Source organism: Baaleninema simplex PCC 7105 (assembly GCF_000332355.1).
Lineage (GTDB): Bacteria > Cyanobacteriota > Cyanobacteriia > Cyanobacteriales > Geitlerinemataceae > Baaleninema > Baaleninema simplex.
The window spans coordinates 136,301-159,055 of sequence record NZ_KB235960.1 but is presented as its reverse complement, the minus strand read 5'-3'; the positions used below and the strand labels follow the sequence as shown (position 1 = coordinate 159,055).

Annotated in this window: 20 protein-coding genes, 1 tRNA gene and 1 pseudogene; 16 read left to right on the top strand and 6 right to left on the bottom strand. The window is 49.2% G+C overall.

Annotated elements, in window-relative coordinates; genetic code table 11:
• The first annotated feature begins 139 nt into the window (after positions 1-139).
• Positions 140-874: a rhomboid family intramembrane serine protease gene (locus tag GEI7105_RS0124270; RefSeq protein ID WP_017662993.1), complete on the top strand. Its 735-nt coding sequence runs from the start codon at positions 140-142 to the stop codon at positions 872-874.
• A gap of 81 nt (positions 875-955) precedes the next feature.
• Here GEI7105_RS0124270 and pheA read toward each other — a convergent pair whose 3' ends face one another.
• The gene (pheA, locus tag GEI7105_RS0124265; RefSeq protein WP_017662992.1) at positions 956-1,864 is read right to left on the bottom strand and encodes a prephenate dehydratase; all 909 of its coding nucleotides are present in this window, start codon (positions 1,862-1,864) and stop codon (positions 956-958) included.
• 293 nt (positions 1,865-2,157) lie between these two features.
• On the opposite strand from pheA, the gene GEI7105_RS0124260 reads away from it, so the two are divergent.
• Positions 2,158-3,111, top strand: coding sequence for an NAD-dependent epimerase/dehydratase family protein (locus tag GEI7105_RS0124260; RefSeq protein ID WP_017662991.1), 954 nt, complete (start codon positions 2,158-2,160; stop codon positions 3,109-3,111).
• 3 nt (positions 3,112-3,114) lie between these two features.
• Here GEI7105_RS0124260 and GEI7105_RS0124255 read toward each other — a convergent pair whose 3' ends face one another.
• On the bottom strand, positions 3,115-4,029 hold the full coding sequence (locus GEI7105_RS0124255) for a S66 peptidase family protein (protein ID WP_245555495.1): 915 nt from the start codon (positions 4,027-4,029) through the stop codon (positions 3,115-3,117).
• Between the two features lie 35 nt (positions 4,030-4,064).
• Between GEI7105_RS0124255 and GEI7105_RS0124250 the strand changes: the two genes are divergently transcribed.
• Positions 4,065-4,571, top strand: a complete 507-nt coding sequence (locus tag GEI7105_RS0124250) for a hypothetical protein (protein ID WP_017662989.1) — start codon at positions 4,065-4,067, stop codon at positions 4,569-4,571.
• 398 nt (positions 4,572-4,969) lie between these two features.
• Positions 4,970-5,578, top strand: a complete 609-nt coding sequence (locus tag GEI7105_RS0124240) for an RNA polymerase sigma factor (protein ID WP_144054032.1) — start codon at positions 4,970-4,972, stop codon at positions 5,576-5,578.
• 813 nt (positions 5,579-6,391) lie between these two features.
• Here GEI7105_RS0124240 and GEI7105_RS0124225 read toward each other — a convergent pair.
• Positions 6,392-6,901, bottom strand: coding sequence for a peptidoglycan-binding domain-containing protein (locus tag GEI7105_RS0124225; protein WP_017662985.1), 510 nt, complete (start codon positions 6,899-6,901; stop codon positions 6,392-6,394).
• A 231-nt stretch (positions 6,902-7,132) separates the two neighbouring features.
• Positions 7,133-12,736, bottom strand: a complete 5,604-nt coding sequence (locus GEI7105_RS0124215; protein WP_017662983.1) for a translocation/assembly module TamB domain-containing protein — start codon at positions 12,734-12,736, stop codon at positions 7,133-7,135.
• Between the two features lie 332 nt (positions 12,737-13,068).
• Between GEI7105_RS0124215 and GEI7105_RS0124210 the strand changes: the two genes are divergently transcribed.
• The 3 genes from GEI7105_RS0124210 (at position 13,069) to GEI7105_RS0124200 (ending at position 14,690) form a co-directional block, all read left to right on the top strand.
• A complete protein-coding gene (locus GEI7105_RS0124210) occupies positions 13,069-13,509 on the top strand; it encodes a DUF3110 domain-containing protein (RefSeq protein ID WP_026097933.1) in 441 nt (146 codons plus the stop codon).
• Between the two features lie 35 nt (positions 13,510-13,544).
• Positions 13,545-14,465, top strand: coding sequence for an N-acetylmuramic acid 6-phosphate etherase (gene murQ, locus GEI7105_RS0124205; RefSeq protein ID WP_017662981.1), 921 nt, complete (start codon positions 13,545-13,547; stop codon positions 14,463-14,465).
• A gap of 141 nt (positions 14,466-14,606) precedes the next feature.
• A tRNA-Leu gene (locus GEI7105_RS0124200) sits at positions 14,607-14,690 on the top strand.
• A 180-nt stretch (positions 14,691-14,870) separates the two neighbouring features.
• On the opposite strand, the gene GEI7105_RS32270 is transcribed toward GEI7105_RS0124200, so the two are convergent.
• Both GEI7105_RS32270 and GEI7105_RS41120 read right to left on the bottom strand, forming a co-directional pair.
• A complete protein-coding gene (locus tag GEI7105_RS32270; RefSeq protein ID WP_192816709.1) occupies positions 14,871-15,152 on the bottom strand; it encodes a hypothetical protein in 282 nt (93 codons plus the stop codon).
• A gap of 328 nt (positions 15,153-15,480) precedes the next feature.
• Positions 15,481-15,720, bottom strand: a complete 240-nt coding sequence (locus GEI7105_RS41120) for a transposase (protein ID WP_071592130.1) — start codon at positions 15,718-15,720, stop codon at positions 15,481-15,483.
• A gap of 301 nt (positions 15,721-16,021) precedes the next feature.
• Here GEI7105_RS41120 and GEI7105_RS0124190 point away from each other — a divergent pair, with 301 nt between their 5' ends.
• From GEI7105_RS0124190 to GEI7105_RS0124150, 9 genes and pseudogenes are all read left to right on the top strand, one after another.
• Positions 16,022-16,606 carry a tetratricopeptide repeat protein gene (locus GEI7105_RS0124190; RefSeq protein WP_144054031.1) on the top strand — a complete coding sequence of 195 codons (585 nt, stop codon included), beginning with the start codon at positions 16,022-16,024 and terminating at the stop codon, positions 16,604-16,606.
• 6 nt (positions 16,607-16,612) lie between these two features.
• Entirely contained in the window at positions 16,613-16,810 is a 198-nt protein-coding gene (locus GEI7105_RS39330; protein ID WP_202804464.1) for an RNA 2'-phosphotransferase, read from the top strand.
• The gene (locus tag GEI7105_RS32265) at positions 16,807-17,190 is read left to right on the top strand and encodes an RNA 2'-phosphotransferase (RefSeq protein WP_017662978.1); all 384 of its coding nucleotides are present in this window, start codon (positions 16,807-16,809) and stop codon (positions 17,188-17,190) included. Before GEI7105_RS39330 ends, GEI7105_RS32265 begins: the two co-directional genes overlap by 4 nt.
• Before the next feature lie 672 nt (positions 17,191-17,862).
• A complete protein-coding gene (locus GEI7105_RS0124180) occupies positions 17,863-18,774 on the top strand; it encodes a hypothetical protein (protein ID WP_017662977.1) in 912 nt (303 codons plus the stop codon).
• A gap of 197 nt (positions 18,775-18,971) precedes the next feature.
• Positions 18,972-19,229 (top strand): hypothetical protein, encoded by a 258-nt coding sequence (locus tag GEI7105_RS0124175; protein ID WP_017662976.1) that lies wholly within the window; start codon positions 18,972-18,974, stop codon positions 19,227-19,229.
• Positions 19,230-20,154: 925 nt separating this feature from the next.
• Entirely contained in the window at positions 20,155-20,964 is an 810-nt protein-coding gene (locus GEI7105_RS38790; RefSeq protein WP_202804463.1) for a CdiA C-terminal domain-containing protein, read from the top strand.
• Between the two features lie 21 nt (positions 20,965-20,985).
• Entirely contained in the window at positions 20,986-21,456 is a 471-nt protein-coding gene (locus GEI7105_RS0124160) for a SitI3 family protein (protein WP_017662974.1), read from the top strand.
• Between the two features lie 15 nt (positions 21,457-21,471).
• A pseudogene (locus GEI7105_RS41115) lies at positions 21,472-21,690 on the top strand (YwqJ-related putative deaminase); the annotation flags it as partial.
• 42 nt (positions 21,691-21,732) lie between these two features.
• Positions 21,733-22,719 (top strand): hypothetical protein, encoded by a 987-nt coding sequence (locus tag GEI7105_RS0124150; protein WP_017662972.1) that lies wholly within the window; start codon positions 21,733-21,735, stop codon positions 22,717-22,719.
• The last annotated feature ends 36 nt before the right edge of the window (positions 22,720-22,755 follow it).

Below are 22,755 nucleotides of genomic sequence, written 5' to 3'. Positions count from 1 at the left end.
CGACCTACCGAGGGGTCAGAAGCCCCGATCCTTGGGGCGATCGTGTGAGACCCGGTTAAATCCCCGTCCCACACTGGTACGATTCCCTGTTGCCTTCACTTGGCTGTCATGACGTTTTGTAAAACACCGCATCTCACGTATGGTTCCTTTAAAAGATGAAAATCCCGTTCAAATTACGCCAGTCGTTACCTATACTCTAATTGTCATCAACCTCGTCGTTTTTCTCGGTGAATTCCTTCTGAGTTCGGGACAACTCAGTCAATTCATGCACGAGTTCGCCTTCGTTCCCCAAGAATTCAGTCAAAGCCTGCGCGGTATCGCCACCGACTCTGTATTTCCCGAACCGTTAACCCTCGTCACCGCGCAATTTCTCCACGGTAGCATCCTCCACGTTGGCTTTAATATGCTATATCTGTGGATTTTTGGCAACAATATCGAAGAAGAACTCGGACGTTTTAACTTTACGATTTTCTACATTGTCTGCGGAATTCTCGCTTCCCTGGTTCAATGGTTTTTTGAATCTACTTCTACCGTTCCGACGTTGGGTGCCAGCGGTGCGATCGCCGGGGTGATGGGGGCGTATATCTTCCGCTTTCCACAAGTGAGAATTATCACCTTAATTCCTTTGGGCTTTTTCTTCTTTACCGTGCGCGTTCCGGCTCTATTTTTCTTGGGGTTTTGGTTCGTCCAACAAGCCTTTAACGGTATTGCCAGTTTTGAAGTTCAAGTTCACGTCGGCAGTATGCAAAATATGGTGGCCTATTGGGCGCACGCTGGAGGCTTCGTTTTTGGTGCGCTGTTGGCTCCGTTACTGGGATTGTTTTCTAGTCAAAATTCAACGGATTCCGTCGATCCAGAGCAACTTAACGAGTAGATTAATTTGGGGGATTGCTGTAGTCTAGAGTTTAAAACTTGCCGATTCGAGGACGCACTGTCCCCCTGCGTCGATCGCCGGCTACTCGATCTCTAATCCTACCAATTCGTCGCACTGCAAAACGGTATAATTTCCGAATACTTTTAAAATTTCCGTACAGCGGGAGAATTCGGCGAGGGCTTCTTTCCAAACTCGATCGCCGCTGTCGGCTTCAAAGTCGATAAAATAGAGATATTCTCCGAGCGATCGCTTAGTCGGACGGGACTCGATACGACTCATGTTAATCCCCCAGCGGGCTAAAACTTGTAGGGGGTTTAGGAGAGCGCCCGGTGCGTTTTTGGGAAGGCTGAAGGCGATCGAGACGTATTGCGAACCCGGAGCGATGGGGAGTTCGGGTTTTAAATGAGGAGAACGCACCACCCAAAACCGCGTACAGTTTTCGGCAGCGTCGTTAATCGGATGGGCTAAAATCGGCAAATTGTAGAGTTGTGCGGCGCGTTCTGAAGCGATCGTTGCGAGGGTCGAATCTTCACCGAGATATTGTAAGGCTTCCGTGGTGGAATTGGTCGATCGCAGCTTCACGTGAGGAAGGTTGCGCTCCAACCATTTCTGACACTGGGCGAGGGCTTGCGGGTGAGAGTAGACGGTTTCGACGCGATCGAGCGATACGGAACGAGAAATTAAGGCGTGGTGAATGGGAAGCACTAAGGCTTGTTGGACTTGTAGCGTTTCTCGCTGCCAAAGGGTATCGAGGGTGATGGTTACGCTCCCCTGAATGGAGTTTTCTACGGGAACGACAGCCAGTTGGACTTCTTCTCGTTCGAGCGATCGAAAGGTTTGAGGAATGCTAGAGTAGGGAAACAGTTGACATTGCAAGCGATCGCAGCGATCGAGCCAACTGGAATAGGCCAGTGCTGCGGCTTCGGTATAGGTTCCCGCAGGGCCTAAATACGCGATCGCTAAAGTCGTCAGGGGAGAAACGTTCGCCATGAGGTGAGTTGGAAAAGAACGGCTAACCTCGCCTATCGTACCAAACTCTCGGATAATCGATCGTTGATAATTGAGAGTGAATAACAGTTGGGGCGATCGCTGTTTGTGTTGAGTTTAGATCGCACAATAAACTGTATTCAAACATTCAATTTTGTATTCGAGGGTTTTGACGGATATTTTGAATGTTTGTTTTAATTTTTTTCTATTTTGTGATTGACATATTAAGTGAATTTCAATTGACACTTGCCGAGAGAGCGGATACCATTGAGCCGATGAGTTAACCCCCCACAAAAATGGTGAAAGTTGTCGTCACAGGCGCAGCAGGATTTATCGGATCTCACCTCGTCGAGACCTTACTCGATCGCGGAGAAACTGTCATCGGCGTCGATCAGTTTAACGACTACTACGATCCCGCCATCAAACGAAAAAATATTGCTGGTGCTCTCGGACGTTCTAACTTTCAACTCATCGAAGACAACGTGCAAGCGCTCGACTGGAACGCACTTCTCGACGGCGTGAACGTGGTCTATCACCAAGCCGCACAAGCGGGGGTTCGCGCCAGTTGGGGGGAAGGATTTCGTGCGTACACCGAACGCAATATCAACGCCACGCAAGTTCTGCTCGAAGCGGCGAAAAATGCCTCGCTCGATCGCTTCGTTTACGCATCTTCCTCTTCAGTGTATGGAAACGCCGCCTCCTTCCCCACCTCTGAAAGTATCCTTCCCAAACCGGTTTCTCCCTACGGCGTCACGAAGCTGGCCGCCGAACATCTCTGTGGACTCTATCACGCCAACTATGGCGTACCGACCGTGTCGCTGCGCTACTTTACAGTTTACGGACCGCGACAGCGCCCCGATATGGCGTTTCATAAGTTTTTAAAAGCGGTGTTGAAGGAGGAAGCCATTTCCGTTTACGGTGACGGCCAGCAAACGCGGGACTTTACCTTTATTGAAGATGCGATCGCGGCTAACCTGGCGGCGGCGTCGGCACCCGAGGCGGTGGGGGAAGTGCTTAATATCGGTGGGGGAAGTCGCGTCAGCCTCAAGCAAACCATCGAGACGATCGAGAAAATCGTCGGGAAACCGATTCGCATCGACTACCAAGAAAGCTCGAAAGGAGACGCTCGCCATACCAGTGCGGACGTGTCGAAGGCGCAAAAACTCATCGGTTACGCCCCGAAGGTCTCGATCGAGGAGGGATTGCGTCGCGAGTGGGACTGGGTAAAATCCCTCTACGGCTCGGCGTGAAACTTAGCGAGGACAAATCGCGAGCGAACCGCGATCGCCGTCGAGTTCGGCGACGACGCCAACCGGTAAGGCGCAGTTAATCCCATCGTGACCGAAGGGTAAGTCGGAGACGACGGGAACGCCCAAATCCGACAGGCGATCGTGTAAGACTTCTTCGGCGGTGAAACCCGGAACGGCGACATCGCTACGACTGAAGCGTCCGAGGGCGATTCCGGCGATGTTGTCGAAACGTCCCGACATTCGCCAGTGGGTTAACAGGCGATCGATGCGATAGGGGGCTTCGCCGATATCTTCAAAGGCTAAAATCGCCCCCGTCAAATCCGGTTCGTGGGGAGTTCCGATGAGGTGCGTGGCCACAGCTAGATTGCCGGGAAACAGTCGTCCGATGGCGGTTCCGCCGCCCCACCCCCGACCGGTTAACGGGGCGATCGCTCCACCGGAAACCCAATCGAACAGTCGGTTTTGAGAGGACTGGGGTTCCTGGGCTAACGTGGCCAGCAGCGGCCCGTGAACCCCGGAAATCCCCTGTTTCGCCCAACTCCACAGTAGAGCGGTGATGTCAGAAAATCCGATCGACCATTTTGGAGTTGTCGCCGCGTTCCAATCCCAATGTTCGAGGAGTCGCGCTCCGCCGTATCCACCTCTGGCGTAGAGAATTCCCTTTACCTCGGGATCGCTGAGGGCGCGAGATAGGCGATCGCGTCGTTGGGCGTCGGTTCCGGCGAGATAACCGTGGCGATCGTCGATCCCCGAGATTTCGACCCGATAGCCTTGGGAACGCCAAAGGTTTACACCGGCTTCAAAGGCGTTTTTGTCACGAACACAGCCACTCGGTGCGATGCTAACGAGGAGGTCGCCAGGTTGCAGAGGTGGGGGAAGTTGGATGGAGAGGGACATTGGGTTACGGGCGATCGCCATCGATTATAATTTTTTCGCAATTGCTTTGAGAACGTATGACACCGATCGAACTTGAGGATTTGCGCCAACAGATTCGAGCCTGGATTTCCAACTTTCTCAGCGTTCCGCATCCCCATTTTGCTGGGTTGCCGCCTTGTCCTTTCAGTCAACAAGCGTGGTTAGAGAATCGCGTCGAGGTTCGAGACTTCAAGATCGACAAACTCGAAATTCAGCTCGTGGAGGTGGCCGAAACTTGGAGCGATCGCCTCGACGTTTCGATTCTCGCCTGTTCCCCCGACGATATCGACGCAGCCGTTCTCGATCGCCGGGTTCGCTGCACCAACGCCCAACTCGCGCGATACGATCTCGTGGCGTTGGTCGATTATCCCAACCATCCCGCCACCACTACCAGCCATACGAACACGAGTAACGGTAAATATGCCCTAGTGTTGGTGCAGAAGGCAAGTCATTTACGAGCCGCCAGCGATCGCCTGGCCGATACGGGATATTACGATCGCTGGTCGGAGGAAGATTTAAATAATATTGTGAGATGGCGCGGCTGAAACGGCGCGATCGAGACTCATTTATTAAACGGACAGCTTATTTAGATCTTTGAGCTGGAGGTATATTTTAAACTCAATAACATTCTATTATAGCAAAAAAACGAAATTGTCTCTAGAGTATTGCAAACCTATAAAATTCTTCAATTAATTTTGTTGTCTTTTTTCTTATTTTTTGGGCGATCGAGCTATTTTTTTAGTGTGTCAAGTCGAACGAAAACAAAAGGGTTAGAAATGTTGGATTGGCGATCGCATTTCGTTCGAGTTTAAAAAATGTAACTAAAACTTCACCCGAATTTCATTCGTTGACATCCGATCTGAGTATAAATAGGCGAATGCGAATCCTGTCACGTTTGGGGGAGTTGTCTCACTATTTATTTGAAGTCAGGATTGCAAAACTAATGCAAGTTCCATCGTTTGCTTCCATAGACCGACAACGTTTCGATCGAGCGGTAGAAGCATTACTCAAACCGAAGAATCCGTATGCTTACTCGCTTTTCAGCGCAATTCGTCGCTATCTCTATCAATTTAACCTGTACGACCGTTGCGACGAAATCGATATTCTCATCGAAGCCTATTCTCGAGGGGTGAAGAAAATTCACAGAGGTGAAGAAATTTTCAACCCCAAAGCCTGGATTCGTACGACCGCCTTCAATATCGTTCGTGAAAAAAGCCGAGACCTACAGCGTTTAAGTCGAGTATCTTATAGCGAACTCACCGAACAGGATAGCCTCACGCGCGATCCGAAGCAGTACGGTTTAGACAGTTTAGTCGCTGAAGAAGAAATTCAAGCCGATCTTCGGGCAGTCATCGCCGCCTATCGCCAACTGTCGAGAACCGATCGACAATTAATCGATTGGCACATCGTTCAAAAACTGTCTTGGGCAGAAGTTCGCGATCGCTGGTTCCAACTCGAAGGCACTTGCTTGACGTTGGAGGCGTTACGAAAACGGGGATCTCGCGCAGTGCTTCGTTTGGGTCAGCTTTACGATCGCCTTCGGTCGTGTTAAACGTTCGTTTTCCGAGTTTACACTCAATTCAATTCTGAAATTTAGCGTAGCGTTACGCTCGAGATCCTGTCAATTCTACAAACACTCAAATTATGGTTTTAGACCGAGCTACAATCTGAGATCGGTCGAGTTTCTGTTTGTAAATTTCGCATAACAACAGGCTTTAACGAACGCCATTTTTTTAAATTTTTAGCAAATTTCGATATTAAAGACACGAATAAGTGCCGAACGATACAGAATTATTTTAAAAATGCCAGTTTAAAAACAGTTAATTACAGAAATAGAAAAGATAAAAAAACTAAAGTTATAGGTCGTAAAAACCTCTGTTTTAGGTTCGGATTCCGTATGCTGTTCCCTCATCGGGCTGGGTACGTTAGCAAGATATAAAAGTTAGTGGCAGTCGAATCGATAAAATACCCGCATAACGCACCGATGCCCTATCATCTTAAGAAAGTGCCATCACTAAAGCTCCCATCACTAACAAAATAAAAAAGGCTATGTTTGGCATTTCCCAGTCTCCATTTTCGTTCAAACTATGTTTGTGATTGCAGTATACGCATTTATACGAATCGTTGTTGTAGGGAACGAATCCCAAACGACCGCATTTCGGACATTCTAGAACCTGATGATTGTAACGATCGGGCAACATAATCGCAATCTCTCTCAATCCGTACTATTTAATAGTGAGCGAACTTTAAAAACGTGACTCGATCGAGTGCGATCGCAGACTGTCGCATAAAAAAACAGCCCATAACCATAGGCTGTCGAACGCGTTCGAGGCATTTGACGGCCGGTACGAGTCCTTTTATCCCCTCAAAGCAACCCTAGAGCTTCTTGAGTTTGTTTACCGGGGATGCCATCGGGATCGAGATGGCGATCGCGCTGAAAATGTTTGAGTGCCTCGACCAGTTTCTGCCCGCCGTGACCGTCGATTTTCCCCGGATCGAAGCCACACTGTTTCAGCGTTTCTTGGACTTCCATTAACGACAGCGAAACCCGCTGTTTCAGTTCGCCCGACCACACACCGACCGTTGCATCATCGGGAACCGCAACGTATTCCTGCAAGCGCGATAACCGATCTTCAGACAGTTCGAGCGAAGAGCGATCGCCTAACTGCAAAAAACGCACGAAAAAGCGATCGGCTTCGCAGATCCAAAAATTCAGCCAACTATCCATTTCAGCCCGTTCGAGCAGTTCGGCCATGCGATCGCCTTGGCCATCGGACAGTGAAGGACGAGATGCAAGATAACAGTACTCGCGAAACAAACGTAACCGTTCGGGCGTAACCGTCAGTGGCGTATCTTCCAAAGGTTTACCAGACATATTTCCAGACATAGCATTACATCCTATAAATTGCGTTCCCCTGAGACAGACTTTAAAAACTCTCTATCGTTTTAACCGTCTCGCACTGTCGAAACACATCATCACGATCGACTCGAGATCGGATCGATCGTGAAGTTCGAGCGTGTCGTTCGACCGTGTCACTCAATAGTGCAGAACCGCTCGCCCATGTGACAGCGATCGCCAAAAAAACATTTCACAAGCGTGAAGCCGCTAAAATCGCAACTGATACTCCACCACCGCCCGATTGTCCTCCTCAAAATTCGTCGAACCGCGAATCAGCCAATTATCGTCGATGCGATAGCGAATACTGAACCGAGTCGAATCGTCGCGATCGAGAATCGTTAAAACCGACACCGCCAAATCGTCCGTGATGCTAACTCCCACTTCCGCCCCCAATCCCAGCGCCGACGTGCGGGGATCGACCGCCGGAAACAAGCGAAAATCGCGATATCCCAACGCCTGACCGATAATCGACTGTACCTGCGTCAACAGCGCCGAACTGGCCACCACCAACGACGTATCTTGCTGGCCGAACGTTCCCAACGCCCCGCCCCCGATCAGCGAGTAAATTTCCGTTTGCGTGCGAGACGGAGAACTCGTCAGCTCCAAATTTTCAAACAAACGACTCGCCCGGCCGCGAACGCGCGCCTCGATGCGAACCGTTTCCACCGCCCCCCGTTCGATCGCCGGTTCGGAAATTTCGGCGGTCGTTCCGAGTTCGTTAAAGCCCACCGGAGACACGATGCGGGGGCGCGTCGTTTCCTGTACCGCCGTCCTCAAACGCACGTCCAGCACCGGATCGCTCCCGTACTGCGGAGAAAACGTCGCCGTATGGCGTCCCCGCGCCAAATTGAACGTCGTCGTAAACACGTTGACCTGGCCGTCTTGCAAGAAAATCGTTCCTTGCGGTTGTGGGTTGTCGAAGAGTCCGTTGAGTTCCAACTGGCCTCGCGCGACGAAATTCAAAACCGGCGGACTGATAATCTGGACGTTGCGCCCGAGTTCCAACGTTAAATTGTCGTAGCTGATTTCCGGAACCGCATCGGGATCGGGCGCTGACGACACCGTCGTCGTCGAAGGATCGGGAATGAGGATCTGACCGTTCGTCAACAACAACTCGCCCCCCAACTCGGGAAATAACGCCGATCCTCCCACCCCCACCAAGCCGTCGATAGTGCCGCGATAGAGACCCTTGAGGTTCAACCCCACGCGATCGAACGCCACCTGTAACGGCATCTCCACCGCTTGCGGCGACAACAACGGTAGTTCCCCCATCGCTCTGACCGATCCCTGACGGAACTGTCCCACCAACTCCGGTACGACGATGGTATCGTCGCGAAACTCGATCGCCCCGTTAACCTGGGTGAGCGGTTCGGGAAGCTGAGGTGAATCGAAGGCCGCGTTGCGAAACTCCGCAATTCCCCGAGTACTCGTCGGTAAATAATTAAACCCACCGCCGACTCGTTCCCCTTCCACCGTCAACCGCATCGATCCTTCGCCCCCTCGCCAGGCCAAACTTCCCCCCGTCAGTGCGTCGAGAATCGCCAACCCCTCGTTTTCGACGTCCACGCTCACCCGAAACGACTCATCGTCCGGTCGTACCGTTGCCCCCGGAAACTCCACCGGGATATTGGCCTGAATCGAGATCGGTTCGGGTTCGACCAGAACGATCGCACCCCCTAAGTTCAAGCGAGCATCGTCGTAACCGAACCCTCCCTGTGCCGATACGACCGGCTGTTGGTTGATGCGTCCGTTCGTCCAGCGTAATTCGCCTCGAGCGCGGGGATTCTCGAAACTCCCCGCGAGGGTAGCACTGGCGTCGAAACTGCCATCTAACTGAACCGCAGGCGGAAACGTCACGAACTCCGACACCACCGACACGGGCAACCCTGTCAGTTGAAACTGTGCCGACTGCTCCCGCCCGCCAATTAACCCCGAAAATTGCAACCGCGTTTCGATATCCGGCGACAAATTCGCCCGAACGACCGACGGTTCCAACTGCCACAGACCGTCTGCAAACTCGCCCGAAATGGCGATTTCGTGAATCGCGTAATCTTCCCACTGCCAGTCTTCACCGCCGAGTGCAAAGCCGAAATCGATGCCCGACTTCACCGATCCGGCTAACTGCACCTCACCCGAAAAGGTTCCCGCTAACGTTTCCAGTTCCGGCAGCGGAGAGGCATCTTCCCGCGCCTGTCGCTGTTGTGCCAGCAACGCGTCGATTTCCGCCAGACGGCGCAGTTGCCAGACGATCGGTGCTTGCGGTAAGCCGACTGCCGCCACATCGATCGCGTCGGTTCCCGCATAGGTGGCCGGGTCGAGTCCTCGGGCGATATCGCGGAGGTCGAACCAGCGCAACGCCGTTAAGATGTCTTGAATTTGTCCCTGTTGGATATCGAGAACGCCGCGTACTTCTGCGTTGGCATCGGTTCCGACTCGTCCGCTAAAGCGGTAGAAACTGTCTTCTTTCCGCAGCGCCACGTCCGTTAATGCTAAAACGCCGTCGTCGAAGAAAAACTGTCCCTGGAGAACGTCAGCTTGTGTCAAACCTAAAGTCGGATCGAGTAGGCGTGCCGATCCCGCCACGCGCTGTCGGGGTAAGTCGGCGGTCAAGTTCAGCGACAGCGTACCCGAAAGCGGCCCGCGATCGAGGGGCGGTCGAACGTCAAACCAAGACAGGGGCAACCCCTCGAGGTCGAAGCGCAACACCTCATTTTCTAAAGTTCCCGAGGCTTCTGCATCGTCGAGATCGATGGAAAATTCCCGCAGCGTCAGGTCGCGATCGAGCCACACGGAAATTTCGTCCGGCTCGTCGTCCACAATGACGGGAACCCCTTGCAAATCTACTTTTACGCCCGTTTCGTCCGATTCGATCGCCCCCACGAACAGAGGATCGAAGGCCGTATCGTTGAGGCGTAAATTCGCCAGTTGAACCTCGCCGCCGCCGATTTCCACGTTAGCCGGGACGAACCCGTTCCATCCCCCCGACAGCAACACCGCACCGCCTAACTGTCCTTGTACGTTCGCCGTGGCGATGTCCGTGTCGTAGGCCGGTAACAACACCCCGAGGTCGGCATTCCGCGCCACCACCTGCGCTCGCCACTGTCCCTTATCCAGCGTCGCGTCGATCGCCACGTTCCCCACCTCTGAGGGATCGACTTTCCCTCGACTCAAATCGCCGAACCCAAACCCTACCTGAAACTGACCCGACACCGCTTCCGGGCGCAAATCCGAAACCGATCCCGACAGACGGGCGACTTTGCCGATATTTTGCAGCGGCGTCAGCGTCACGGGGGCATCGATAAAGGGGTCGAGGGGAATGGCGAACTGCTCGGATTCGATCGCCCATCGTCCGTTCGCCACTTGGAACCCTGCCTCTAACACGCCGTTTTCCGCCAGCAACGCCACCTGACCCTCGGCGGTGACGGTTTGGGGGGACAGGTCGGCCACCGGAGCGGTAAAATTCACCTGTCCCGCCAACGCCACGCGTCCCAATTCCGAGACGGGAAGCAACGGCGTAATCTCGACTTCCTGTCCGACGGCCGAACCTTCGAGTCGTCCCCGCGCTACCTGGAAACCCAACTCGATCGCCCCGTCCTCGACGCTGAGACGGCCGTTTCCCGCCACTTCGATATTGTCGAGACTGGGGTTTTCTAGCGCGTCGAGGGTTCCCGCCACTTGCGCTTGTCCGGCAAAGCGGCCGATTTCCAACTGGGCTAACTCCGGCGGGAGGGTGACGAAGGGCGTAACAGGAAGTCCTTCACTGGCGATCGCTGCTTGCCACCGTCCCCCTGCCAGTTGCCCGTCGAGGCGCGTCTGACTCCCGGCGATCGCCGTCGTCAGCGAGGTTTCCGCCGTAATCTGTGCCAAATCTCCCGTCTCGAAATAGGACAGATCCCCCGTCAGGCGCAAATTCCCCGACAGGGGGGCGATCCCGAGGTTTTGTAGCGTCGGGGCTAACCTCGAGGGAGGAACGACGAAGTTTTCTGCCGCGAGGATCGTTTCCCACTGACCCCCTCGCGCCAACACCGCCTGTACTTGCGTCGGTTGCCCGAAAAATCCCAAATTCCCCTGCGCCAACACTTCGATATCTTCGAGGGTTGTGGCCTCGTAGTCGCCGCCGAGAACCACCTCTCCGCTGTAGTTCCCCACCTCGAAGGTATTGACGAACTCCGTCGGAAACGCGCTGTCGAGGGATACGCCCTCGGTTGCCAGTTCCACTTGCCAGCGATCGTCGGCCAGGAGAATTCCTCCCTGGGCTTGACCCCCCGCGATTTCAACGATCGGAAGCCGTACGATCGCCCCGTCCTCGTTACTCTCGAACTGACCGCGAGCGTTAAACCGTCCGATGTCGGAGGTGGTGGGGAGTTCGTAGCGACGGGCGATCGCGTCCGCCGAAGCATCTCGGATCAGAAATTCCGACAGGACCTGCGGGGCGTCTTCCGACGTTTGTGGAAGTTGCACTTTGACCGCCGCTTGTACCTGTCCGCCCCCTTCAGGAACGGCGTTGAGTTGTTCGATGACGAATTCCGAAGTGGCGGTGGATAACGCAAACCGAGCGGTCAAATCTGAAAACGGGATGCGATCGACGATCGCCACGTCCGTCGTTTGAGCTTCCCCGATTAACACCGGGGTTTCGAGGGGGCCTACCAATTTCAACGCCGCCTCGAGTTCCCCCGTCACCTCCACGGGAAAATCGACCCCGAGGGTATTTTGCACCACTTGCCACTCGATTGGCGGAACGGCGATCGGGATTTCGTAGCCTTCCTCCAAACTCAACGCCCCTTGGGGAACCTGCATCGGGACGTTTCCGTAATTCGCCTCGGCTTCCTCAATGGCGATGAGAGTATTTTGAAAGCGCAATCGTCCGGAACTGTCGCGAATCGTTTGGGGAACGCCGCCAATTTGCAAATCGAGATCGCTAAATCGCAGGTTTCCCTGTAAATTGGGCAGTTCGCCGGGGGCGTTCGTGGCGATTTCGACCGTCAAATTTCCGAAGATTTCGCCGCCGTCGAGATCGATCGCGTCGGGAATCCAGGGTGCGACGACGTTTCCCGCTAAGTATTGCGCCGACAGGTTCAAGCGAACGAGTTCGAGTTCCGGGTTGTATTCTCCCTGAACGCTGAGACGTTCTTTGACGTTGTGATAGCCCGTGGCGTCGAAGACGATCGTTCCCTCGTCCTCAAATTCTACTTCCGCCTCGAGGCGTCGCAACACGATCGCTGCTGGAGAGAGTGCGGGCGTTTCGACGAAGCGTTTCGTCTCTTTTCCGATGGTTTTTCCCTGGGAAATTTCCGCTTTGGGTTGCGGTTGCAGCGTCAGCGTTCCGTCTTCGATGGCGATCGTCTCTAAGTCGATTTTGACGAATCCCGGTTCGCCCCCCGTGCGGATTTGTGTCGTCACCCACTCTCCTGCTTCTGTTTGATTGAGAGTGATGTCGGGATCTTCTACAACGATATCGAGGCTGAGGGTGCGATTCCAGAGAATTTGTAGGGGATTGAAGCGCACGCTGACGGCGTCGATTTCCGCGCGACTCGGGTGTTCGGGGGTTTCGGGAATTTCAGACTCACCAAAGCGCACCCGTGTCAGGGAAAAGCTGTCGAGTTCCCCCACCACCACCGGGCGATCGAACAGTTTTTCCAGTTCCCGCGACAGCAGGGGCGCCAGTTGTAAGTGAACGAACCGCCATCCCCACCATACGCCACCGGCTACGCCCGTCAAACAGAGTACCGCGAGGGTCAGGCGCAGTTTTGGGAACCGCTTGCGAGGCGGTTGTGGCTCGTTTTGAGGGGTCGGTTCGGGAGATTCTGTCATCGGCGATCGCGTTTACGGTGCGTCGAGAGAAAGCAAGGGAGAGGGAGAGGGGGAGAGGGGGAGAGGGGGAGAGAGGGAGAAACTATTAACTGTTCCCTGTTCCCTGTTCCCCGTTCCCTGTTTTCACGGGTGACTGGTAACTGGTGACTGAAACACTGTTCCCTGTTCCCCGTTCCCCGTTCCCTGTCTTCACTGGTGACTGAAACACGCTTTCCTCTGCTTTGATACTGTACCTCGGACATCCTAGCGAGAAACCTGCTTCTGTGACAGTGGAGGGTTTAGGGGATCGATTTCAGATAAAGTGAGAAACGAAAGAATCCGGAGAAGAGACGATGAGAATCCATGTCTTGTTGTTTAATGCTCGCACGGAAAACGAAGGTATTCATACGATTCGTTTGGCAACGCCAGACGGGAGAGAACGAAATATCGTAATGATGTTCGAGTCTCGCGACGACGCCGAACGGTATGCTCTGTTACTGGAAGCGCAGGATTTCCACGTTCCTACGGTCGAAGAATTCGATTCTGAGGAAATCGAGGAGTTCTGTGGTACCTGTAATTACGAGGCGAAGTTAATCCCCGAAGGCTTCGTTCCGCAGTCGGCGGAGGAGCGCATTTTCTTGTCGCCGCCGGAGACGAACTTGGACGATACGGATTGGGAACGCCAACACGAAGAGGGCGCCGAAGCACCGTCGCAACCGTCGCCAGAAGAGGCTTCGGAGATGTCGAGCGCCCAGTTAGACGATATTCGCCGTCGTCTCGAAGGGTTGCTTTAACGGCGACGGGTTAAGACAAAATTTTCGAGAATTCGATGAATCAGTTTGAAAGTCGCGGACATTTACTGACCGAACAGAGCAATCCCAATTCGGAGGATCTCGATCGCCTCGATGCGTTGGGGTTGGTGGACTTGTTCTGTCGCGAAGACGCCCGAACCGTGGAGGCGGTGGCGGCTTCTCGGGAGGCGATCGCTCGGGCGATCGATTTGACGACAGACGCCCTACGACGGGGCGGACGATTGTTTTACGTCGGGGCGGGAACCAGCGGACGCTTGGGGGTGTTAGACGCCGCTGAATGTCCCCCTACCTTCTGTACGCCGCCGGAGTTGGTGCAGGGAATTATCGCTGGAGGGCGAGACGCGTTGGTTCGCAGTTCGGAAGCGTTAGAAGATCGCTCTGAAGATGGGGAAGCTGCGATCGCCCAGCGAAATATTGGCGAGACGGACGTGGTTGTAGGAATTACCGCCGGAGGAACCACGCCTTACGTGTGCGGAGCGATCGCCGAAGCCAGACGACGCCACGCCACCACGGTTTTTATCGCCTGCGTTCCCGTCGAACAGGTGGCGATCGACGCCGACGCCGACATTCGCCTGTTGGTGGGGCCGGAAGTCCTCGCGGGTTCGACGCGGTTAAAGGCGGGAACGGCGACGAAACTGGTTTTGAATATTTTATCGACCAGCGTGATGGTGCGCTTGGGGAAAGTTTTCAGAAACCGTATGGTTGACGTATCGGTCACGAACAGTAAGCTACGCGATCGCGCGATTCGCACCATCGTCGATTTAACGGAACTCTCGCGAGAAGCGGCGGCGCACCTGCTCGATCGCTGCCAAAATCACGTCAAACTCGCGTTATTAGTCCATTGGTCGGGTTTGGCGATCGACGACGCGCGATCGCTCCTAGATCGGCATCGAGGACAGTTGAGAGCCGCCCTAGACAGCGCAACGGAGGTGAGATGATGAGGTGGCTTTTTTCAGTCGCCAGTTACCAGTCGCCAGTCACCACCTCACTGGTGATGGGGTGATAATCTTCCCAAATAGGCTTGACAAAACCGATCTTTGACTGCATAATAGTAAATCGCGGCACGAAAAATAAAATAAGCGGAACTGGCGGAATTGGTAGACGCGCTAGATTCAGGTTCTAGTGTTCGCAAGGACTTCCGGGTTCAAGTCCCGGGTTCCGCATTCAGTCAAACAGAGTCGTCTGAATCGAGTTACTTCGTCAGTGCGCTCTCTGAAAAAAACGGACAGCTCGCTGGTGGGCTGTCCGTTTCAAATAGACGGATGGAATATATAGTTGACATGGGAGGGGACTCCATGCGATCTAGTGCTGAAACGCTTCGGTTGTTGTCGTCGAGTCGCTATTTAATTGTCGTACACGCGAGAACGAGGCGCTCTCAAGCGAAAAAGCTCTTCTAGTGAAGGCACGTTGTTGAGTTCGGTGGTGTCGCGTCCGACTTTCAGCCATCCACGACGTACTGCGTACAACAGACGATCGATCGTCGCTTGTTCGTCTTGGGTGTAGGACTGTTCGAGGAGCAGAGTTTTTAAAACTCGTTTTGCGTGGCTGTTGACGTAGCCAGACTGCCAAATTTGGGCAAAAAGCTCGTCAATCGAACCGTAACGCATTTTTAATTGGGTTGACATCTTGTTTTAAAAATAGGGCTGCGCGTCTGTTGGTCTTACTATCTCCTGAAATCACTATCGCTTCAGTGACGGTATCGGGTGAAGTACGGTGATGCGTTCGATGGACTGGGGTGACAGGTGGCCGGGAAAACTCGTGTGTGAAATCTCAAACTTCTTGTGATATCCGTCACATCCGAGGGTGGGGCTTTATGAGGTCTGCTCTCGGAGCGATCGCCGCGATCGAGATGTGGCGTTGACGGCACGGACAGCGAAGAAAACGCGATCGCAGTATGTTTTAAACGCTTTCTTCTCCTTTTATTTTAGGCTCTTCCGAACTTAAGATGCAGAATCAATCTGAAAAAATCATAGAAAGCTGACTCCTAAGCTCAAAGTTGCAGAAATTACGAAATCTATAAGCTTTGCGTTTAATCAGCTTTAACTTGTTGTTTAAACATTTCACAATACCTTGGGTCGTTCCTCGAAAGAACTCCGTTCCGCTTCGCGAACGAAATAAGCAATTATCTCGCCAATCCAACGCCGAATTGTTTAAGAGCTTTCTGGAAAATGTTTGATAGCTGTTTCCATCCATTCTCCAAGCTTAAATAAACCTTCAACCGGGTGCATCTCACTTTTGCAAAAACATCAGTTTGGGGTGGCAAAATTCCCGATTAGCACTTCCGGTATAAGATCGAGCGTCCACGAAAACCTCTTGACTATCGAACCCCTTCTGAGGTATTTTCTAGTCAGGGATCGGAGACCGTTGCATTTCAAACTTGAATTGGCGTAGTCATAAATCAGAGATCGTTGTATTTTATTTTTGAAGGGGCGTTCCAGAAGCAACAAACACATACTTGAGTGGCATCTCCAGTAACACTACAGGGTATATAAAAATGACGAGCGAAGATAAAATATCTATAAAATTAGATAGGATTCTGTCAGAAACCAACACTTCCAGTGCCTCCAAATTAGAAAAAGCCAAGAAACTCTTAATCGGGGCTTCGGAAATTAAGTCCGAATGGCTTAAGAAGATCGAATCTAGGCTGAAAGGGAGTTATGGAAGTGAATATCTTTACACAAGAGGAAATTATGCTGCACTTATTGACTTTTACAAAGCAATAAGTGAGTACTTTCCAGAATCTGCTGAAGCTTTATTTATCTTAGGTGATTGTTTGCTACTGAATGAACAGTACCAAGATAGCTTTGATTTTTTTAATAAAGCCTTTTGCATGAAGCCTTTGCTACTTTTTGATGCTCCTGGAGAATTGAGTTTTAATATAAAGAAAAAAGGCACAGAACAGCAACAGGCTTTTTATCATCTTTCTCTCATACAAGCCCTAATCTTAGATGGCTTGCTAGAAGACGCTATTGAGGAATATCGCGAGTTTGAAAGTATATACAGTAATAGTTATCACCTGATTAATATTTACTTTAGAAATCCTGACGAGACAAGCAACTTCTTGTCGCAATTAACCTAAATAGTCATGGCTTCTGATAAAAGTGATTCTATGAACTATACAGAATTAAGCACAGTAATTTCCCATGCTTTAAGACATGAACCTTGGCGTTACGATCTAGAATTAGACGAAGAAGGATGGGCCTCAATTAAAGAACTTTTATTAGCATTACAAAAGTGTAAACCTGCCTGGAAGAATTTACAAAAAAAGATTTATTTAATATGACTGCTCAGTCAGATAAATATCGTCATGAGATTCTTGGTGACAAAATCAGAGCTCTTTATGGTCACACCATCCTAGGCAAGTTCAGGGAATTTGAATCTATTGCAATTCCTCCATTTACCTTGTTTCATGGAACATCATATAAAGCAAAAGAGATAATCCTTAAAGAAGGACTAAAGCCGATGAAAAGACAATATGTACATCTTTCTGTAGACATAGAGACGGCTTTGAGGGTAGCTCAGCGGAAATCTTCCAAACAAGAGATCTTACAGATCGAAGCATTAAAAGCTTATCAATGCAGCAATGTTAATTTTTATTCGGCCAATCAAAATATATGGTTGTCTGATTACATTCCACCAGAATTTATTCAGGTCGTTCAATAGTGAATTCCTACCATAGGCAATATTTACGAAAAGAAACAATGTGAATTAAAATATATAGCAATCCTAAATCAGCTACAAAATCTCAAAAGGCTAAACCCCACGGAGTCCAGGCTGACCGCCTGGGATTCTTTCCACGATTCATACCAAATCCAATTGTCGTAGTAGCACTATGGCAATCTCTTAAATTCGCTCCTGGAAAAGATTCTAGAGAATAGCAATATGCCACTTTCAGAAATGGATTTAGTATCAAATAGGATTGCTATATCTTAACTAGTTGGGTCTGATGCTCTTCTTTAAATTTGAGATGATTGTTTAGAAGGGTATACGATAATCCCTGGTTCTGAAGGAAGACGAGATATTTTTAACTGGTGGTTAACTGATGTTATTCCTTCGTCACGAACTTTTTCTTTGCCGAAAAGAATCTATAGCAATCCTAAATCAGTCGCAAAATTCCAGACATGGAAAACCCCGCAGATTCAGGACTTCCAGCATTGCATCCTGTGATTCTTTCCACGAATCCAGTAGGATTGCTATATAGTCTCAATTTAGAATGTCCTCCACTGTCCAAACTGCACCGACATTCTGGATGAAGTCGTCACCATCTTGACGGGAAAAAAAGCAAGATACTAAGCCTTCTCATGTCAGCCCAAAAACTTATCTCAAAAGTATAAAATGCTGAGAAACATCAAAACTCTCACCCAACAAGGCGATCGATACTATCTTGATGGAAAACCGTTTACTGGAGTCACCTTCAAGATTTCTGACAAACAGCTAGAAGATTTGCATGAGTTCAAAAATGGTAAATTTGTTGGCACTTATCAAAATCAGTATTTTTCTAAACATTTTAAATACAATAGTGAAGATCTAATCCATGTCGATCTTGAAGACGAAGACCTTGACTTACCCGGAGGATTTATAGATTCAGAAACAACTTACAAGGGTCAATATTTTTCAGGAGTGGCTTATGAACTCTCGAGAAATGATGAGGTTGCAATGGTTGAATTTTTATTCAATGAAGGTGATCCGATAGCTTATGTTGTTTGGAACGATCGAGGCGATCTAGCAGGGTTAAAACTTGGAAAAGGGGATATTGATGAATATTATAATTGGCATGAAGATCGCACGCTAGCTTACTACTGCATACGTTCACATCAGTATAGTACTTATCTTATTGAAATCTCTATAGAACTTAACAATGAATTAAAATCTCTTTGGCTTGAGGAGCAATATTTTGAATGGATCGAAACTCACAAAGAAGAGCTTGAATTTTTATACCTCGAGAGTCTAGATTCCTTTAAAGAGTTGATAGCAGCTCCTAGGCTTTCGTTAAATCAGTCGGGTGTTGACGATCGTGTCTTTAATGCAATTGCTTGTAACAATGGACTCAGGAAGTTGTCTAATATTATACTTGCATATACCTCATTAAGCGAGAGTACTATCCTGAGTTTGGCTGACCTTCAAAATTTGAAAGAAATTCATTTTTGCGATCCAGATCGCAATTTAGAAAATCTAGTTAAACAACTCAAACATAAGCGACCCGATCTCTTGATTTTTGACGAATATAAGGGAGCTAAGCCCTTGTAATACAACGTTTCTGGTTTTTATAAGTCAATTCAGGTGAATTTTATCCATTATATCTTGAAATAATCACCTCAAATCTAGCAATAACAATAGAGGGAAAGCTCGATTCATTTCAAACAGTTGTATGACCAACCTTATTGCCCTCAATGCAGTATAATAAAACCTGAGTAATTTTCAATTTAATCGAAATTATTCCCGTTATGGACGATCGAGAAATTCAGGCTTCAGACAGCCCCTTAAACCCTAACTCAAAAAGCCTCAAAGAAGACTATCGAGAAGCGTTACTCAAATCCGGTATTCAAGCCGCCCAATTACTCAACGAATTGATTGAGTTAAAAATCATGCCCGATCCCCGTGCGAAAGAAATGGCTGAAGTGGCGTTAGAGTTAATAAAAACCATCAATTCAACACCGGACGATATTCTGAAGTTTCAAGACGATCGCAACTCGATGTCTTAGATCGAGCGAAGGGTTAGAAAAATTAATCAATCTCAAAGATTCTTGACTTAAGCTGTATGATTTGATACAGCTTTCTGTCCTCGATCGAGCTTTCTTTTAACTCCAAGAATTTCGATCGAAATCACTTCAAGGTCAATCTAATCTCGCTCGATCGTTACGGAAAGGCACTCAGAAGTTTGAAGAAGACAACAACTCGCTAATCCCAGTCTACTGAAATAACTTTTAATATTAAATCTAGAAAACCTCACTCGATCGTCTAACCCATCATAAAAGTAATAAAGTAACTGACCTCACCCGTTGGTTGCAAGAGAAAGGCTCTCAAGTCTCGAATGAGGTCATCGGAAATTTTGCCGATGGAATCAACGCCGCTTGGTATGGTAGCGAAGCGGCGTATTACGCGGCTCAAGGGGATTGTGAGAAAGCTCGGGAAGCCACTCTCAATGCAGCGTTCACAGCGATCGGCTTCGTTCCTTTTGGAAACCTTCTGGGCAAAGGGGGTAAATGGGTGGGGAATACCCCAGTGGGTCGATGGGGAAGCCAGGCTTTACAAGGGGCGGGGAACACTCGCCTGGGGCGGCGGGCTTCGGAGGGTTTAGGCTGGGCCGCTCAACAGGGAGGACGTGCGGCGGATTGGATGAGTACTCAAGGCGCAAGTGCGTTGGAGTTGGCGGGTCGTCAGCGAGAAAACTTCCTGCGACCTTTCAGTAATTTAGCCAACGGGCGCAATTTAGATGCGGTGGCGCCGCCTCGAGGGGCCATGCCGACACCTGGTTCTCGTGTCCCTGACGTAGAGGCTCCGACGACGGCTTCACCTCGTTCTCAGGTGGAGGCGCACCGTCGGGGTTCTGTTGAGCCGGAGTCTCCTGCGCCTAGGAATGCGGAGCAGACAGGGTTGAGAACTCCCGACAATCCCGCCGCTCGACGCTTGGCCGAAGATCCCAATGGGATCGAAGCCTTAGCCGAGGCGGCCCCCAATCCTGAATCGGCTCGGCGATTCCGCGAACAGGGAAATGATGTTATCGATCGATATGGTCGTGAGGAAGGCATTGAGATGCTCCAGGAGGGAACTCTCGCCAAACGAGCCACCTCCGACGGCCATACTTTAAAAGTTCTCTCCGATGGCAAGATAGTTCGTTGCTCGACTTGTGGAGAATTTTATGATAAGTATCAAGATATATTAGACGATCCTGACTATCAACCTCTACGCCAAAAATTTAAAGAGCTTGAGGCCAAAGCTCAAGCCGATCCAGAAAGTGTTATTGACGAGATTGACGATTTAGACAGACTTTTACGAGAGGCGAGGCAAACAAAACCCTCTAGACAGCCAGATGTAGGTGCAACTCCTACAGGCCGTCCAGCCCGAATACGACCTAATGAGTCTCCAGAAAATATTCGCGCTTTGCAACAAGAAAATGATTCGGCGATCGTCTTAGCTCAAAAGGGTTATCAAGTCGAACAAAATCCAAGAATCCCTGAAACATCGAGAAATCCAGATTATAGAATTGAAGGGCGTGTTTTTGACAACTATGCACCAACCACAAGAAATGTTCGCAGTATTTGGACGATAGTGCAAGAAAAAGTCACAAGTGGACAAACGGAAAGGATTATACTAAACTTGAACGATAACAATCTTTCATTGAATGCACTTGAAAAACAATTTAGTGAATGGGAGATTCCTGGACTAAAAGAAGTAATCATAGTACAAAATGGGAATGTTATACCATTCTGGCCCTAGTTAATATGGAGAAGAAGTCTAATGACCATAGAATATCAACTCAGTATTTCTACCGATCTTAAGCCTGAAAATGTTGTTATACTCTCCTTAGACCTTATAGGTGTTGATTATGAAGTTCACGATTTGATAAAATCCCAAAAAATTATCTTAACAACTCAGGATGGTATTTTAATTAATGCTCAATATGCGAGTAAATCTTGGCGTCAGCTTCTTAAAGAAGAATTAAATGGCTTGGATGCAAATATTAATGTTAATTTTAGATTGGATAAATTTAAAAACCGAGAAATTCAAATAAAATTTCTAGCTATATTTACTGCACATATATTGAATAGAGTTGAAGGTGACTGTGTATTTTTGTCTAATCATGAAATTATCATCTTAATGAGGAATTCCGGAGAAGTTAGTGTTAATGAAAGCCTTGAAACATGGAAGCTAGAGTATTTCAATTTACTAAATCAAACCTTTAATTCTAAAAAATTCAATGTTTTATAACACCCTGCACTTCACGCCGAAGTGCGGGCAGTTAACTCAATCTTGCATCAAATAGATAGCATGGGAATAGAACTGACACCTGAAGTTTTGAAGGAAATACAAGTCGCTACCTATAAGCTAGGCAAGCAAAGTGAATCGGTCGCTCGAGGAGATGCATTTCCGGCTTGTCCAAACTGCACCGACATTCTGGATGAAGTCGTCACCATCTTGACGGGAAAAAAAGCAAGACACTAAGCCTTCTCAGGTCAGCCCAAAAACTTATCTCAAAAGTATAAAATGCTGAGAAACATCAAAACTCTCACCCAACAAGGCGATCGATACTATCTTGATGGAAAACCGTTTACTGGAGTCACCTTCAAGATTTCTGACAAACAGCTAGAAGATTTGCATGAGTTCAAAAATGGTAAATTTGTTGGCACTTATCAAAATCAGTATTTTGCTAAACATTTTAAATACAAGAGTGAAGATCTAATCCATGTCGATCTTGAAGACGAAGACCTTGACTTACCCGGAGGATTTATAGATTCAGAAACAACTTACAAAGGTCAATATTTTTCAGGAGTGGCTTATGAACTCTCGAGAAATGATGAGGTTGCTAGAAGAGAATATTTATTCGAGGAAGGTGAGCCTCTAGCTTATGTCGCTTGGAACGATCGAGGCGATCTGGCAAGGTTAGTACTTGAAAAAGGGGATATTACTGAACATTATAGTTGGTACGAAGATCGCACGCTAGCTTACTACTGCATACATTCACGTCAGTATAGTACTTATCTTATTGAAATTTCTATAGAACTTAACAATGAATTAAAATCTCTTTGGCTTAAAGAACAATATTTTGAATGGATCGAAACTCACAAAGAAGAGCTTGAATTTTTATACCTCGAGAGTCTAGATTCCTTTAAAGAGTTGATAGCAGCTCCTAGGCTTTCGTTACGTCAGTCGGGTGTTGACGATCGTGTCTTTAATGCAATTGCTTGTAACAATGGACTCAACAAGTTGTCTAATATTATACTTGCACGTACCTCATTAAGCGAAAGTACTATCCTGAGTTTGGCTGACTGTCAAAATTTGAAAGAAATTCATTTTTCCGATCCAGATCGCAATTTAGAAAATCTAGTTAAACAACTCAAACATAAGCGACCCGATCTCTTAATTTTTGACAAATATAAGGGAGCTAAGCAGGTCATACAAAAAAAAGGAGGTATATTACAGATTATAAAGTGTTTCCCCAGAAAGGAGTCAGAGGTATGGGAGCCAGACTGAGAGTGTTTCTCAACCGTGAAGAAGAAAGAACGCTCT

Bases quoted from the DNA above. Each gene is read 5' to 3' on its own strand.
- GEI7105_RS0124270 (WP_017662993.1), top strand. From the start codon at position 140: ATGGTTCCTTTAAAAGATGAAAATCCCGTTCAAATTACGCCAGTCGTT.
- pheA (WP_017662992.1), bottom strand. From the start codon at position 1,864: ATGGCGAACGTTTCTCCCCTGACGACTTTAGCGATCGCGTATTTAGGC.
- GEI7105_RS0124260 (WP_017662991.1), top strand. From the start codon at position 2,158: ATGGTGAAAGTTGTCGTCACAGGCGCAGCAGGATTTATCGGATCTCAC.
- GEI7105_RS0124255 (WP_245555495.1), bottom strand. From the start codon at position 4,029: ATGGCGATCGCCCGTAACCCAATGTCCCTCTCCATCCAACTTCCCCCA.
- GEI7105_RS0124250 (WP_017662989.1), top strand. From the start codon at position 4,065: ATGACACCGATCGAACTTGAGGATTTGCGCCAACAGATTCGAGCCTGG.
- GEI7105_RS0124240 (WP_144054032.1), top strand. From the start codon at position 4,970: ATGCAAGTTCCATCGTTTGCTTCCATAGACCGACAACGTTTCGATCGA.
- GEI7105_RS0124225 (WP_017662985.1), bottom strand. From the start codon at position 6,901: ATGTCTGGTAAACCTTTGGAAGATACGCCACTGACGGTTACGCCCGAA.
- GEI7105_RS0124215 (WP_017662983.1), bottom strand. From the start codon at position 12,736: ATGACAGAATCTCCCGAACCGACCCCTCAAAACGAGCCACAACCGCCT.
- GEI7105_RS0124210 (WP_026097933.1), top strand. From the start codon at position 13,069: ATGAGAATCCATGTCTTGTTGTTTAATGCTCGCACGGAAAACGAAGGT.
- murQ (WP_017662981.1), top strand. From the start codon at position 13,545: ATGAATCAGTTTGAAAGTCGCGGACATTTACTGACCGAACAGAGCAAT.
- GEI7105_RS32270 (WP_192816709.1), bottom strand. From the start codon at position 15,152: ATGTCAACCCAATTAAAAATGCGTTACGGTTCGATTGACGAGCTTTTT.
- GEI7105_RS41120 (WP_071592130.1), bottom strand. From the start codon at position 15,720: ATGGATGGAAACAGCTATCAAACATTTTCCAGAAAGCTCTTAAACAAT.
- GEI7105_RS0124190 (WP_144054031.1), top strand. From the start codon at position 16,022: ATGACGAGCGAAGATAAAATATCTATAAAATTAGATAGGATTCTGTCA.
- GEI7105_RS39330 (WP_202804464.1), top strand. From the start codon at position 16,613: ATGGCTTCTGATAAAAGTGATTCTATGAACTATACAGAATTAAGCACA.
- GEI7105_RS32265 (WP_017662978.1), top strand. From the start codon at position 16,807: ATGACTGCTCAGTCAGATAAATATCGTCATGAGATTCTTGGTGACAAA.
- GEI7105_RS0124180 (WP_017662977.1), top strand. From the start codon at position 17,863: ATGCTGAGAAACATCAAAACTCTCACCCAACAAGGCGATCGATACTAT.
- GEI7105_RS0124175 (WP_017662976.1), top strand. From the start codon at position 18,972: ATGGACGATCGAGAAATTCAGGCTTCAGACAGCCCCTTAAACCCTAAC.
- GEI7105_RS0124160 (WP_017662974.1), top strand. From the start codon at position 20,986: ATGACCATAGAATATCAACTCAGTATTTCTACCGATCTTAAGCCTGAA.
- GEI7105_RS0124150 (WP_017662972.1), top strand. From the start codon at position 21,733: ATGCTGAGAAACATCAAAACTCTCACCCAACAAGGCGATCGATACTAT.